Consider the following 13,821-nt stretch of genomic DNA (forward strand, 5'->3'; position numbering starts at 1 on the left):
AGCCATTAAAATAAACAGCCGGCTGCTGCTTGGATGCGTTCTAAAGGCTGAACTGAGCGAGGAAGCATTGGTAAGCGAACCATTGTCAAACCTGGAAAATCGCAATTAATGGTTGCTGTAGAAGTAAAGCGGTTGAGAACAAGGTAATTCTGACTTACACCTATTTCTTGCATAGATTTGAACAGGCGTTGTTGTTCGGCAAGTACACTAGTCTGGTTAAGTGTAACCCCAATGAACTCTGCTTGTTGTGGGTCTTTTAGCACTTTTTGGGCTTTAACTACACGCTGTCGCAAAGTTCGTAAACGCCCCATAAACTCTGTACGACCAAGGACATTCTGATACTTGATCCAGAGTTTGAAAATCCAAGCTAGCCAGTCTGCTAATGCAGTTGGCATTTCTAGAAAACGCAGAAGATGACCTGTAGGAGCAGTGTCTAAAATAATTAAGTCTTCTTCTTGTTGCTCTAGCAATTCCATTACTGTTAACAGGGAAAGTATTTCATCAATCCCTGGTAAGGCTTGATCGACAATTTTGCGCCAGGCAGCAGGAGCATAGGCCATTTCAATAGCTTCGCTTGTTTGGGTTTCGCCACTCATCATTTGGGCCAGTTCCCATAGGTAATCGGCTCTGAATTGATCGAGAATGCGATCGCCATCTACTTCCTGACCTCGAAGATTGGCAGTTATTTGATATGGTTCGTGTCCTAAACTCAAACCAAAGGCATCACCCAAAGAATGGGCTGGATCGATAGAAACCATGCGAATTTTGCGATCGGGATGTTGTTGAGCCATAGCCCAACCAATGGCAGCTGCTACTGTGGTTTTGCCTACTCCACCCTTACCGCCAATTAGTAACAGGCGACGACCTTTGGTGAGAAAATCTCCAAAGCTAGGAGGAATTGTTTCCGGCCATTGAACTGGGAGTAGATCGATAAAAGATAGCGGTTCAAGCTGAGGAACATGGATTTGGTTGATGAGATGGCTGAGGGCTAGAATCCCTAAAGGCTCCTCATCTTGCTGTGGCACAATAAAAATCGGCTTTTCGTTAGCAAGATCGGTATACTGACCGATCATCGGTTGTTGTTCTTGGTAACGATCTGGGTCAGTCGCACTGGCCAGGACTTGGTTAACAAACAACCCTCCGCAAGGAACCTGCAAAGTTTGTAAGGCTTCTAGGAACCGTTTTGACTCCAACCAACTCATTGGTTCGGCGATCGCAACTAACAAACAAGCTGTATGGATGGGATCTTGAAGCAGACGACGACCTTGCGACAGTTCAGCTTTCAGGGTTTGCAAAAACTCGTCAGCGCGATCGGGTGTGTAACTTCCAGCAAAGGTCTTGCTAATAATCCGATGCTTTTCTTGAAACAGTTCAAGAGAGTGGAGGAAAGTGTCTAAAAAGTCCATCAATCCAAACAAGTTGAGAGTATGACCGCTAGGAGCCATATCAACTACTACTCGATCTACCCGCTGCTCCTGAAAAAGGCGTTGGATCTCTAACAAGCCCATCAACTCGTCCAGTCCAGGCCAATTTAAATCCCAAACTGGAGACAAGTCTTCTCCTTCAACAAAACTACCTCGCTCCACTAACAGTTCTAAAACCTGGCCGTAACGTTCTTTAAACTTTTGTAGCAGAAGCTTTGCATCCAACGCCCTTACTCGTAGATTTGGTAGTTCCGCTATGGGACGAGGAATGTCATCAACACTAACTTGTAAGACATCTCCAAGAGAGTGAGCCGGATCGGTTGAGATTAAAAGAATTTGCTCATTGGCGAATTTCTGCGCCCAACGACATGCAAAGGTGCAGGAGATTGTCGTTTTTCCGACTCCACCTTTGCCGCTAAACATAGCAAGGTGTAGGTTATCAAAAAGTTCCATCCCGTTTGTCATTTCTGGCGTTTTAGGATAAAGTTACTACATATTTTTGAAAATTACTTAAGTAATTTTGCTGAATAAAGCTATTTAAAACCTTAATCTTTCACAGATAGGATTTACAAAACTTCTATCCTATAGGCTACCGTGTACACCGTAGATCCTGGCGGTGACAGGGAAAGCTTCACCAGAGAATGTGTAATTAATTTTGTTGAGTTACTTACAAAGATTAGCCGAGGAACTATAACTGAGGTAAAGATTTAGCCAGAGATGTCCAAAAGTAAGGAGATAAGATGGTTAACAGTTCTGAAGGCGATATAAATATTGGGTTTAATGTCCAATGTATTTCTGAATACGACTTTTTTTCTGACAGTAATTTTGAGGACATTCATTGTCGTCCACTTAAAACAGACTCTCCGTACTTAGGACTAAAAACTTTTGAAATTAAAGATAAAGACAAATTTTTTGGTCGGGAGAAGTGGATTGCTAATCTGGGAAATTGCTTAAAAAAAGATAATGTACTCTTGCTTTTAGGAGCATCAGACAGTGGCAAATCATCATTGATTCGGGCAGGTTTAATTCCTTATTTAGGATCTCATAAAAATTCATTAATTAATATAAGTTTTCACCCAGATGAAAATCCTTTTATATCTCTTTATAAGTGTCTTGCTTCTACTTATGGTAAAAAATCGCAAATTGCAGATATTGCTCGAGAAATAAGAGAAAATACCCTAATTAAAATTGTCACATTCCTCAAACAAGATTATCAGTGCATTCTGATTTTTATTGACCAATTTGAAGAACTGTTTACAAAAACTCAAAAACCGGAACGCTATAAATTTGTTGCTAGTCTCTTTCAACTGTTCCAGCAGCAGGATAGCTCTGTCAAAATTGTTTTAACCATGCGATCTGATTTTTTGGATAGATTTAGTGAGTATCCCCAACTTGCAAAGATCCATGATCGCTATAGTCGTATACTCACTAGAATGAGTGATGCAGAATTAAAGTTAGCGATCGCTGAACCTGCTGCTAAAAATGGCGTTACCTTTGAACAAGGATTAGTTGAGCAAATTATTCATGATTTTCACCAACAAAATGATTATTTACCACTTCTGGCATACACTTTAGATGTGCTGTGGGAAAGAGAAAATATTGCAAACCGGGTTCTGAAGATAAAGACTTATCAAGAACTAAAAGAGCAAACGTTTGGTTATTTAAGCGAACAAGCTAATCAATTTATTAATGCTAGTGTTGGATGGCGCGATCGCCAGGAACAAGAGATTCAAAAGTTAAACCTTGCACTGACTGAATTAAAACTGCGCGAGCAATCCGCCAGGGTTTTGAATTTACTTCCTGTCCAACCGCTAGAGGGTTTGGTGCTGGCAATTCAAACAATGGGTGAGAATTTAGAGAAATATCCAAACCAGCTTCTAGCTCCTGTTTTGGGAAGCTTAAAGGAAGCAATGAACACACCCACAGAGGCAAATAGCTTGCGCGGACACGAGCAAGAGGTTAATTGTCTAGCCTTTAGTCCTGATGGCAAGTTTATTGCTAGTGGCAGTAGCGATTCTACGGTTTGCTTGTGGAATATCATTGGCAATCCTACCGCTCAATTTTTGTTGGGGCACGAGCAAGAGGTTAATTGTCTAGCTTTTAGTCCTGATGGCAAGTTTATTGTTAGTGGCAGTATTGACGGAATTTTGTGTTTATGGGATCTACAAGGTAATCTCATTACTCAACCGTGGCAGGGACATGAGGAAGGAGTTATTTCCGTCGCTTTTAGTCCAAATAGCGATGGCTGCGCCAACCCCGGAGGGGTACGCATTGTCAGTGTTGGTTTTGACGGAACAGTTTGTTTGTGGGATTTACAAGGTAACGCCATTACTCAACCTTGGCGCGGACACAAGGAAGGAGTTATTTCCGTCGCCTTTAGCCCAAATGGCGATTGCATTATCAGTGTTGGTTTTGACGGAACGGTGTGTTTGTGGGATTTACAAGGTAACAGCATTACCCAACCCTGGCACAAACATGAGGCGAAAATTATTTGCGTCGCCTTTAGCTCTGATAGCAAGTTTATTGTCAGTGGTAGTAGTGATTCTACAGTGCGGTTATGGGACATCCAAGGTAATCCCATCGGTCAACCTTGGCACGGGCATGAAGGACATATAAATTCTGTAGCGTTTAGCCCTGATGGCAAGTTTATTATTAGTGGTAGCTGCGATCGCACAATACGCTTGTGGAATATCAATGGCAACCCCATCACTCAACCTTGGCGGGGACATGAAGGACAGGTTAATTCCTTAGCCTTTAGCCCTGATGGCAAGCTGATTATCAGTGGTGGCGATAAAACTGTGCGTTTGTGGGAGCTACATCAAATACTACAAGATCGGGTCATCGGGCGATCGCAACGCAAATATGAGAATTGGGTCAATTGTGTCGCCTTTAGCCCAGATAGTCAGTGGATTATCACTGCCAGCAATGATTCGACAATCCGTTTGTGGGATATTCACGGCAACCCCATTGGTCAACCTTGGCATGGGCATGAAAAAGAAGTTAATTCTGTCGCCTTTAGCCCTGATGGTCAGTGGATTATCAGCGCCAGCAATGATTCGACAGTGCGCTTATGGGATATTCACGGCAACCCCATTGGTCAACCTTGGCGCGGACATGAAAAAGAAGTCAATTCTGTCACCTTTAGCCCTGATGGTCAGTGGATTATCAGTGCCAGCAATGATTCGACAGTCCGCTTGTGGGATATTCACGGCAACCCCATTGGTCAACCTTGGCGCGGACATGAAAAAGAAGTCAATTCTGTCACCTTTAGCCCTGATGGTCAGTGGATTATCAGTGCCAGCAATGATTCGACAATCCGCTTGTGGGATATTCACGGCAACCCCATTGGTCAACCTTGGCGTGGGCATGAAAAAGAAGTTAATTCTGTCGCCTTTAGCCCTGATGGTAAGTGGATTGTCAGTGCCAGCAATGATTCGACAGTGTGCTTGTGGGATATTTACGGCAACCCCATTGGTCAACCTTGGCGTGGGCATGAAAAAGAAGTTAATTCTGTCGCCTTTAGCCCTGATGGTAAGTGGATTGTCAGTGCCAGCAATGATTCGACAGTGTGCTTGTGGGATATTTACGGCAACCCCATTGGTAGACCTTGGCGCGGGCATGAGTATTGGGTAAATTCCGCAGCTTTTAGCCCTGATGGTAAACTGATTGTCAGTGGTAGTCTTGATGGAACAGTCCGCTTGTGGTACTGTGGGTGGCAAGAATGGTTGCAAGTTTGCTGCAACAGATTAAATTATCATCCCGTCTTTCAAAATCCTGAAAATGGCAGTGATGTAGAAATTGCCTACCAAACTTGTCAAAAATATGTATGGAATCCACAATTCCCCAAACAGTTGCACAACCAAGGAGCAGCCAAGCTAAAAGAGAAAGCTTTTTTAGCAGCTTTAGAGGATTTTAAGCAAGCAGTTCAACTTAATTTCACATCGCACTGGAAAGATCGCCTTGCTTGGCAATCAGTACCCACAGAGAACCAATAACTCGGCCTACGGTTGACAACTGCAATAAAAGTTTTGAATGCATCCTGCACGTTTAGGGACTTTGCGTTCCCGAACTAGTGCTGCATATAAGGGTATCAATACCTTGATTCAACGTGAAGGTTCTCAAGATTTCTTTTGGAAGTCCACTATTCGGGATTTGGATGAAAGTGATTGGGAAGAACACAGACTAGATATTCATCACATTTTCCCCAAAAGTTGGTGTGACAAGCAGGGTATTCCCGCATCTCGCTATAACTCTATCCTCAACAAAACTCCAATATCGTTTAAACCCACATTCCGCAGGTTAGTTAAGAAAGAAGATAATATTTTCGACAAGGAGCGCCAAAAAACTGAAGAATCCATTGCCTTTCATGGGTTAAGTTGGCAATTTGCTTGATTTGGGAGACGGTAACCAAATGAATTGACATAAAACATTGGAACACCCAACGTAAGGTGGGAGTAGAAGTTGGTTTACCCAACTGATTATCAATAGTTTTTTTTGCCCGTTCTAAGGCTTGACGTAAAGCTCTTTGACCCAGACTATAAACAAGCAAGCACAAACCCATAATCATTGCTAATGCGGCAACTCGCTCAGTCGAATTGAGAAAGACACTGGAAGTAAAAAATAAAGGGTCTTTGAGAAATCGGAAACCACGCTCAGTAGACTGCTGTGCCTTATATTCACGTAAAACATCTTCATCGCTGAGTTCTTCGGCATCGAGGACATTGGTCGCTAAAATAAATCTTCCAGCGCGTTTGGTTTCGATGGCGATGGCTATTTCCTTGGGTTCTAGCGTGGCATCGACTTGGTAGTAAAAGGTAGGGGCAGCATCCTTACTGGGTCTACCACGTCCAGTATGTTTTTTTACTTCCTTAACCTGGATATTAGCCAGTTGGTGTAAGGGCAACTTAGAACTGAGCCGTTGTGCCGCAATCAGAGCATCTTTTGAGCAAGCAAATTCTTGGTTTGACAACTGCCGAAGTTCGGATTGGGCAACTGATAACTTTTTAATTAAACGTTTTTCCAACTGCTTGAGGTCAGCTTCTTTTCTGGCTTGACTTTCGTTAGTCCCGCCTCATATAATTTGTCCAATACTCGACCCAAACGGTCATCGTTTAAGTGTTCTGGACGTATTCCTTCTCCTAAAAGATGCTCGGTAGCTTTGCCTACGAAAAACTTTTCAAACAAATATAACGGCGCACTCACGAATCCTAATCCGTTTAAAATCATTGCTTTTACAACTTGACCTGCACTGATGATTTCTTGAGAGTGAGTTCCCAGCAGTCGGTTAATTTGTTCTACTAAATTCATCTCATCACAGATGCCTGCGACTATGCCGCAGTGATCAATATCCTGTACCCTGATATTTAATGATGCTGTCATGCTTCTAAAATGCAGCATTTAGGTCATTTTCAAAAATACAGCATTTACGAGCGCACCTGCGGAATCTGGGTTTAAAGCAAATCGCATGATTGGCGGTAAAGCTCCAAGTGAATATCTGGTTCAACTTCAAAAGCATGACAGTGTTCAGCTAGACGATGCAGGTATGAATGCAATTCTGGCAACTCATCAAATCGACGCAATAACACTTCGACAAGACGACTTTGAGGGTTTTATGGCATCGCGTCAAAGGATGATACTTGCCAAAATCGAAGCTGCTATGGGCAAGCCTGTATTGGCTGTGGATGATTCCGCATACAGCGATGTGACAGATGAAGAAGAGTGATTTGAGATAAATTAACTTAGCAAAATGACTTACTCCTTATTCCAAAGCAGCCCCAAGTACTACCGCACCATCAACACGTATCCGCGACTTTGAGCAGATGCCAAGGCTTACAACGCGTTATGCGAAAGACATGGTTGCCGTGATGGATTTAAACTTGCTTGAACCCAATAAAAGATAATCGTGAAAACTGAATTACCTCCATTAACTAATTGTGTTCTATTCTTTGTAGCTGTTATAAGTATGGTGTATTTATATAACAGCATAGCTCAAAGGCGATTAATTAAAAAGCAACGAAAAGCAGAAAGGCCCAAATCTGGTTTTGGCTTTTATATTTTATGGAATCAAATTTCGTTAATTTCCTTTTTTTCTGTAACTTATATTATAGGATGGGATGCGCCATCAGTTGGTTTAAAACTTGAAATATTCCCAGTAATTTCCTTAATAATTGGCTTAATTTCCTATTTTATATTCGTATTAGTTTTAAGTAAGCTTTTAAAGCTTTTGAGAGTCAGCCAAATTGTAGAAAATGATGCTTATCTCGTTGCTGTAAGGCTTATGCCCCGACAAAAGGTTCAGAAAATATTATTTATGATTACCGTATGTATATTAAATCCAATAACAGAATAGTTGATATTTCGTGGAGTACTAGTACATCAATTAAGCCTATATACAAATAATTATTACTTGGCATTTTTGGGGATTGTTTGTAAGTGTTGGGAATCATATTTATCAAGGAATGCTACATATTATTACGCATATTGTTTTTTATATTTTCACTGTAACATTGCTTTATTCAGATGTAGGACTTATTGGGTCTATAGGTTTTCACTTAGCAGGAGATATTTACCCGTTCATGTGGCTTAAATATCAGGTTAGTAACTATAAACAACGAAGAAGGGAGGAACGCAGAGCTAAATATGTTTCCAGTTAGAATATCAGACACTCTCTTTATACAATAACGCTAGGTTATAAAGTATCAATTTTAAACCAATAAGAATTTTACTCACATCAGGCGAAGTAAAAAGGTTAGAAAAATTGTTATTCGAGAGTTAATCTGCTATTTGCCAACTGAAAAGACATCAAATGCAGATTCAACCCTTTGATGAGCAGCGATCGCTTTCTTTGTTCAATTCAAGCACATGGCATGAGTATTGCGATGCCGATAGTACAATCGCTACTCCGTCATGCTCAAGCTGGTGGTTTTGGCATAGAAACTGCTGATGCTTACAGAAATGCGCTTGGTGGTTCTGCACCTGCTTGAAATCTGCGACAAATTTTAACTGGAGTGCTGGTTTTAGCTTCAAGGCTAGTTTCGTTTGTCTTGACAGCTAATCATACGTAAATAACTGAACATTGTTACAATCTCTACATTTACGTGCCCGTAGCTTTTCGCCTTCCCCCCACCCAGCCCCATCAGCACGGAAATACACCCACTGACTTACTGATTCTCCAACGGTACGACCCCAAACAAAATTTTGTGAGCCACAGATAGGACATGGCGTTTCTTGTGGGCTAAGGTTTTTGTGATTCGGTTGGTTGTTCATGAACTTATCCCGATAAATTCTGAGTGCAATCTTCAGCAGCTATTGGACCAGAGTGCGATCGCTATCGCTTGAGATTGAATTACCGATTTTTCCAACTGAGTGATAATTCTATTTCCAGCAATCATCACTGTAAAAGACTTTCTGTTGTCCGTTGGGTAAAATCTCGCGCACCATCCGTTTCTAACACGCCATCTGTCAACAATGCTGTAAGTGATTAATTGTGGGATTCAAGGGATTCTACTTGGTAGAATTTGGACTTGATAGCATAAACTAATCACCCCGCAAGGGGACACAATAACGGAACTAATTGAGGGCTAGAATTCTTTTGTTGACCCCGCCAAACCCCGCAGTTGTTCTTCAACTTCAGCTATTGGCCATAACAGCAACACGGAGAGCAATTCGCTTATATTTGTTTGGATTGTAGGGCATACCCGTATGCATAACTTGGGAGTTATCCCAAAACACAATATCTCCAGGTTGCCAAATATGGGCATAAACTGGCGTACAGTCCAGAATCTCGCGAAACAATTCCTGCCAATAGTGTTTAGCAGCTTCTGGTTTGTTTTCTAGCCCTTTGAGAATCGAAGTGTCAGAACCCAAATATAAACAACAGTGCCCAGTTACTTTGTGAGTTGAGACAATTGGATGTAATTTCCGAGGAATCTATACTGCCTCGCTGCTTTAGTGCAGCATCATAAGCGTTCCAATTCTTAACTTTATACTGGGCTTTCGTCTTCATCTTTGGGCTAAGTGGCGAACCAACATAGGCGATATGTAAAATTTACCATTTTGCCTATTCACACAACAACGCCGTCGAAAGCGAAAAACATTTTGAATTATTTTTGTCAAAGTTTCAGGGGAAGGCTAATTTGAAATGTGGAGCCTTGACCTAGCATACTATTTACAGTAATTTGCCCTCCGTATCGTTGCACAATTTGTTGAGCGATCGCCAGTCCAAGTCCAAAGCCGCCTGTTTGCCGAGATCGGACAGTATCTACACGATAAAAACGATCAAATATGTATGGCAAATCAGTGGACGGAATGCCAATCCCGTTATCTTTGACCTGAATGATTGCGTAGTGAGACTGGGGAAAAAGATGTAATTCTACCTTACCGTCTGCTGGTGTGTACTTGAAGGCATTAGTCAGAAGATTAATTACAGCTTGTTTGAGCAAATTAGCATCGGCTTTTAACATGATGGGATGCTTTGGAAGGTGAGCATTAAAATTGAGACTTTGAGCAGGAGCAAGGGCTGCGAAATCCTGGGCAAGCGATCGCAATATCTCACACAAATCAACGGGTTTTAATCCGGTTTCCGCAAGGGAGCCATTATGACGCGACAAAAAAAGCAAATCATTGATCAGCGTACTCATAGACTTAGCAGTTTGGGCGATATTTTGCAATCGCAATCTTTGTTCCACGGGGTCTTCGGGGGGCATCAGGGCAACTTGGGCATTGCTCAATACCGTAGCAACGGGTGCGCGTAATTCATGAGAAGCATCTGCTGTAAATTGCTGCAATTGCTGATAAGCACGAAGGCTTGGTAGCATTGCCAATCCGCCTAAAAACCAACCTGTAATGCCTATTACACCAAAGGTCACAGGAACCCCAAAAGTTAAAAACAAGCGGGCTTGATTTAGCCCAATGCGTAAAGAGTTCATTGGAGCCGCCGTTTGGAAGTAGCCAATCAGCACCTTACCTTCCAAAACAGGAAGTGTAACTTGGCGAACCCAGGTTCTTGTAGTAGATGACTCTGAGCCTATTGGTGCTTCTACCGTTTGAAAGCCAGGTTTTGCGGTCAACTGTTTGCTACCCGATAAACCGATAAACTGCAAAAGTTGTTTATTAGAGTTATACCACCGCGCGTACATTAGTCCGCCATTCAACGATACACCGCTTTCTACAGGAGTCTGGCCGCGCTGATTTTGCCATTGACTTTGATAAAGCGAGTATTGAGTTTTGACGGCAAAGGCTTTACTTTGTGAAAAGAGTTCGTCGTCAAAAACCCGCAACTGTTCTTCTACACTCAGACAATAACCCACCCCTGCAAAAGCAAACAAAATTCCACCCATTGACAGGGCAAACCAGTGAGCAAGATTACGACGGCTATGATCAAACATTAGTCATTAGTCATTAGTCATTACTTTTTCATCCCTGCCCCTTGCCCCCGTTCGACGGTTTACAAATTTGGCGGATTTATTCGATAGCCCATTCGATGCACTGTTTCTATCCAATCTTTGACACCAATGGTCTGTAGGCGCTGGCGCAAGCGGCGAACTAAGGTAGTCACTGCGTTACTTTCTGGTTGCTCTCCCCAGCTCCAAAGGGCTTGTTCAATCTGATTATGAGATAATATTTGCCGGGGATGACGCATTAAATACTCCATCAATTGAAACTCCCGGCTAGAAAGTTGAGTTGTCAACGAACCAAGTTCGAGGGTCAAAGTGGATAAATGAAGTTGCAAATCGCCCAAGCTAAGTATATCTCCTTGCCACATAGGCGATCGCCTTCCTAGTGCCCGGACTCGTGCCAATAACTCTAGAACATCCAGAGGCTTTACCAAGTAATCATCGGCTCCAGCATCTAAACCCATCACTTTATCTAAAACCGTGTCTTTCGCCGTCAGCATCAATACAGGAGCCAGCTTACCTGCTCGTCGATATACTTGACACAATTCTACACCACTCACTTTAGGCAACATCCAATCTAAAATCAGCAAGTCATAGTCTTTGCGAAAAGCAAACCATTGTGCTGTTTCCCCATCAGCGATCGCATCGACTGTATGCCCTACCTTTAATAATGCTGCCCGCAGTGGCTCTAACTGCGATGGGTCATCTTCGACTAGTAAGATCAACATCCTGCTCAGGTTGCCGTAATTTTTCCTTGCTATTTTAGATTAAGGTAAAAGTGACGAGAAACACTCAACTTTATACCTTTCATGCAGCAGCTCAAACTTTTTCAAGTGTTGCGATCATTAGGCTTTGTGTTTTGGTTGTCCTTGCCGTTGATTGGGTTAGTTTTTTGGCTGGGGAGCGGTTTTGTTGGCGATCGGATTTTAAGTCGTTCCAACCTCACCAAGAAATATCTGCTAGCAGATACCCAATCAGCACGACAGATTATGAAAAGGATAGTAGCGATCAAAGTGGAAATTCTTCCCCAAAAAAGAATTTCACGGGTAAACGTTAAAACAAATAACTCAGTTCTCACAACAATAGTATTTGAATTTCCAATCACAGATATAAGCAAACTTGAAGTCGCTCTTAGTCAGGAGTTAGGCTTACCGCGCGATCGCGTTGAAGAACTAATAGTTGAGTCCAATACATTAAGGTAAGAAACGGCGATTTATCGCGTCTTTTATTGCATCAACCTACACCTTTGTTGCATCAAGCTGCACCTTTATTGCATCGACCTGCAAAAATTAATTTACCCTACGCTACGCAGTAACTTTAAAAGATTTGTCTATACACAGTAAATAAACAAGGTAGGGTTCTTATTTTTGATTTATACCAGAAGTCTCATGACCAATGACCAACCTTGACATTTCTCTGTCATATTTATCTAATAAACTACAAGAAAGGTAACGTAAATTTACTTAATATCTAAATAATTGACTGTTGATAGCGAACATTTGACTATTCATTGTTCACTTTCAAAGGTTAATCTTTAGCCCTTAACCCTCAGTAGCCCACCGTTAATTGCTATGGATACTTCTGAAACTCAAGTTTCAACGGTTGAAACCCAATCAGATAGTTCTGTGCCTTCTGAGTTAGCACCTACTCGTTCGCGTAAATCTTGGTTCTGGAGATTGCTGATTTTATTTCTGGCAATCGGTGGCATTATCCTCTGGCGGATGTTAGCTCCTGGTGGCGCACCACGCTCCTCTGTTGCACAACAACAAGGGCCACCTCCAAAACCAATTGAAACAATCTCCCTTGCAACTGGAAGTGCTACAAGAAGTGTCCAGTTGTTGGGACAAGTAGAAGCCACTCAGCAGTCAACAATCCGCGCTCAAACTAGTGGAATTGTCAAGAAAATTTCAGTGCAACCAGGCGATCGCGTGACAATAGGGATGGCGATCGCTTTACTCGACGATACCGATCAGCAATTAGCAATTAGCCAAGCACGAGCGCAACTGGCACAACAACGGAGCAATTTGGCCCGTTTGGAAGTCGGTACTCGAAAAGAAATCATTGCTCAACGTCAAGCAGCTGTCACATCTGCGAAGGCGCGAGAACTGGAAGCACAGGATAACCTGAAACGTACTAGCAATCTTGTGAAAGAGGGTGCTTTATCTCAAAGATTGTTAGTGGAAGCCCAAGCACAATTAAATAACATCCAAGGAGAACGGTTAGAAGCCGAGGCAGAACTTGCCGAAGCTAAAGCTGGGCCAATTCAAGAAGAAATCGCCGCTCAACGAGCAAATGTAGAAGCAGCTAAAGCCAGTTTAGCTCAAGCAGAATTAGCCCGGCAGCGCACGCGGATTCTGGCATCGGAATCGGGAATAGTGCAAACTCGCCACATCAGCAATGGTGATTTAGTCCAAAGTTCTGGTGAAATTGTCACCTTAGTAGCGGGCGATCGCTTCGATATTTTCCTAGAGTTACCAGAAGAACTCAGTGGTAAAGTTACCCCAGGGATGACAATTGATCTCACAACTCGTGCCCTACCGCAATGGAAACAACGTGCCACCATCACTGCTGTCGTCCCTTCTGCCAATACAGCCTCTCGTCGCCAGATGGTGCGTGTCCAAATTAACAAACCCCCGTCAGGATTAATACCAGGAATGGCGATCGCAGGCAACTTAAATATGCCCTCGAACCGTTCTAGCTTTGTGGTATCACGAGATGCATTAACCAGAAGGCAAAACGAGTGGCTAGTTTTTGTAGTTGCTGACGGCAAAGCTAAACAAATTCCAGTCGAGATGGTTGCTGACATGGGTAAAAATGTCGCAATTTATCATCCCACTTTACGCACCGGTCAGCGCATTGTGCTACGTGGCGGTGATGGATTGCAAGATGGTGCGCCTGTAAAGATAGTTGATCCAACTTAAAACATCAGACTTCTTGCAGAAAGAAGTCGGTTAAAGAGGAAGAATCGTCTCTTTCTCCTTTAACCTTTCCTTCTTCAAAAT

Annotated in this window: 13 protein-coding genes and 1 pseudogene; 8 read left to right on the forward strand and 6 right to left on the reverse strand. The window is 42.5% G+C overall.

The features are described from left to right. Nucleotides 1–5: 5 nt before the first annotated feature. The gene (locus tag GJB62_RS02560) at nucleotides 6–1,877 is read right to left on the reverse strand and encodes an ArsA family ATPase (protein ID WP_114085070.1); all 1,872 of its coding nucleotides are present in this window, start codon (nucleotides 1,875–1,877) and stop codon (nucleotides 6–8) included. A 287-nt stretch (nucleotides 1,878–2,164) separates the two neighbouring features. Here GJB62_RS02560 and GJB62_RS02565 point away from each other — a divergent pair, with 287 nt between their 5' ends. Then, complete coding sequence (locus GJB62_RS02565; protein ID WP_114085069.1) at nucleotides 2,165–5,419, forward strand: WD40 repeat domain-containing protein; 3,255 nt, start codon at nucleotides 2,165–2,167, stop codon at nucleotides 5,417–5,419. Between the two features lie 37 nt (nucleotides 5,420–5,456). Continuing rightward, entirely contained in the window at nucleotides 5,457–5,816 is a 360-nt protein-coding gene (locus tag GJB62_RS02570; RefSeq protein ID WP_159402440.1) for a hypothetical protein, read from the forward strand. Here the strand turns inward: GJB62_RS02570 and GJB62_RS02575 are convergent. Beyond that, nucleotides 5,728–6,803: pseudogene (locus GJB62_RS02575) on the reverse strand (IS1634 family transposase). The gene GJB62_RS02570 and the pseudogene GJB62_RS02575 overlap by 89 nt on opposite strands. A 163-nt stretch (nucleotides 6,804–6,966) precedes the next feature. On the opposite strand from GJB62_RS02575, the gene GJB62_RS02580 reads away from it, so the two are divergent. From GJB62_RS02580 to GJB62_RS02590, 3 genes are all read left to right on the forward strand, one after another. Beyond that, nucleotides 6,967–7,146, forward strand: coding sequence for a hypothetical protein (locus GJB62_RS02580; protein ID WP_147262444.1), 180 nt, complete (start codon nucleotides 6,967–6,969; stop codon nucleotides 7,144–7,146). Nucleotides 7,147–7,326: 180 nt separating this feature from the next. Next, nucleotides 7,327–7,773, forward strand: a complete 447-nt coding sequence (locus GJB62_RS02585; protein WP_147262443.1) for a hypothetical protein — start codon at nucleotides 7,327–7,329, stop codon at nucleotides 7,771–7,773. Nucleotides 7,774–8,248: 475 nt separating this feature from the next. Next, nucleotides 8,249–8,407 (forward strand): hypothetical protein, encoded by a 159-nt coding sequence (locus tag GJB62_RS02590; protein ID WP_245246080.1) that lies wholly within the window; start codon nucleotides 8,249–8,251, stop codon nucleotides 8,405–8,407. Between the two features lie 67 nt (nucleotides 8,408–8,474). On the opposite strand, the gene GJB62_RS02595 is transcribed toward GJB62_RS02590, so the two are convergent. Further along, a complete protein-coding gene (locus tag GJB62_RS02595) occupies nucleotides 8,475–8,690 on the reverse strand; it encodes a hypothetical protein (RefSeq protein WP_147262442.1) in 216 nt (71 codons plus the stop codon). Between the two features lie 23 nt (nucleotides 8,691–8,713). Here GJB62_RS02595 and GJB62_RS02600 point away from each other — a divergent pair, with 23 nt between their 5' ends. Then, nucleotides 8,714–8,908 (forward strand): hypothetical protein, encoded by a 195-nt coding sequence (locus GJB62_RS02600; protein WP_147262441.1) that lies wholly within the window; start codon nucleotides 8,714–8,716, stop codon nucleotides 8,906–8,908. A 145-nt stretch (nucleotides 8,909–9,053) separates the two neighbouring features. On the opposite strand, the gene GJB62_RS02605 is transcribed toward GJB62_RS02600, so the two are convergent. The 3 genes from GJB62_RS02605 to GJB62_RS02615 all read right to left on the reverse strand — a co-directional run bounded on the left by GJB62_RS02605 (nucleotide 9,054) and on the right by GJB62_RS02615 (nucleotide 11,547). Next, complete coding sequence (locus tag GJB62_RS02605) at nucleotides 9,054–9,290, reverse strand: TauD/TfdA family dioxygenase (protein WP_245246081.1); 237 nt, start codon at nucleotides 9,288–9,290, stop codon at nucleotides 9,054–9,056. Nucleotides 9,291–9,535: 245 nt separating this feature from the next. Then, a complete protein-coding gene (locus tag GJB62_RS02610; protein WP_114080566.1) occupies nucleotides 9,536–10,810 on the reverse strand; it encodes a HAMP domain-containing sensor histidine kinase in 1,275 nt (424 codons plus the stop codon). Nucleotides 10,811–10,869: 59 nt separating this feature from the next. Beyond that, on the reverse strand, nucleotides 10,870–11,547 hold the full coding sequence (locus tag GJB62_RS02615) for a response regulator transcription factor (protein WP_114080565.1): 678 nt from the start codon (nucleotides 11,545–11,547) through the stop codon (nucleotides 10,870–10,872). Between the two features lie 81 nt (nucleotides 11,548–11,628). On the opposite strand from GJB62_RS02615, the gene GJB62_RS02620 reads away from it, so the two are divergent. Both GJB62_RS02620 and GJB62_RS02625 read left to right on the forward strand, forming a co-directional pair. Further along, nucleotides 11,629–12,021 (forward strand): hypothetical protein, encoded by a 393-nt coding sequence (locus tag GJB62_RS02620; RefSeq protein WP_114080564.1) that lies wholly within the window; start codon nucleotides 11,629–11,631, stop codon nucleotides 12,019–12,021. Between the two features lie 369 nt (nucleotides 12,022–12,390). Next, on the forward strand, nucleotides 12,391–13,740 hold the full coding sequence (locus tag GJB62_RS02625; protein WP_114080563.1) for an efflux RND transporter periplasmic adaptor subunit: 1,350 nt from the start codon (nucleotides 12,391–12,393) through the stop codon (nucleotides 13,738–13,740). Nucleotides 13,741–13,821: the final 81 nt, after the last annotated feature.

The sequence above is a fragment of the Nostoc sp. ATCC 53789 genome, from assembly GCF_009873495.1.
Classification (GTDB): domain Bacteria; phylum Cyanobacteriota; class Cyanobacteriia; order Cyanobacteriales; family Nostocaceae; genus Nostoc; species Nostoc muscorum_A.

Coding starts and splice junctions, on each gene's coding strand:
- GJB62_RS02560 (WP_114085070.1), bottom strand. CDS start 1,877: ATGGAACTTTTTGATAACCTACACCTTGCTATGTTTAGCGGCAAAGGT.
- GJB62_RS02565 (WP_114085069.1), top strand. CDS start 2,165: ATGGTTAACAGTTCTGAAGGCGATATAAATATTGGGTTTAATGTCCAA.
- GJB62_RS02570 (WP_159402440.1), top strand. CDS start 5,457: ATGCATCCTGCACGTTTAGGGACTTTGCGTTCCCGAACTAGTGCTGCA.
- GJB62_RS02580 (WP_147262444.1), top strand. CDS start 6,967: ATGAATGCAATTCTGGCAACTCATCAAATCGACGCAATAACACTTCGA.
- GJB62_RS02590 (WP_245246080.1), top strand. CDS start 8,249: ATGAGCAGCGATCGCTTTCTTTGTTCAATTCAAGCACATGGCATGAGT.
- GJB62_RS02595 (WP_147262442.1), bottom strand. CDS start 8,690: ATGAACAACCAACCGAATCACAAAAACCTTAGCCCACAAGAAACGCCA.
- GJB62_RS02610 (WP_114080566.1), bottom strand. CDS start 10,810: ATGTTTGATCATAGCCGTCGTAATCTTGCTCACTGGTTTGCCCTGTCA.
- GJB62_RS02615 (WP_114080565.1), bottom strand. CDS start 11,547: ATGTTGATCTTACTAGTCGAAGATGACCCATCGCAGTTAGAGCCACTG.
- GJB62_RS02620 (WP_114080564.1), top strand. CDS start 11,629: ATGCAGCAGCTCAAACTTTTTCAAGTGTTGCGATCATTAGGCTTTGTG.
- GJB62_RS02625 (WP_114080563.1), top strand. CDS start 12,391: ATGGATACTTCTGAAACTCAAGTTTCAACGGTTGAAACCCAATCAGAT.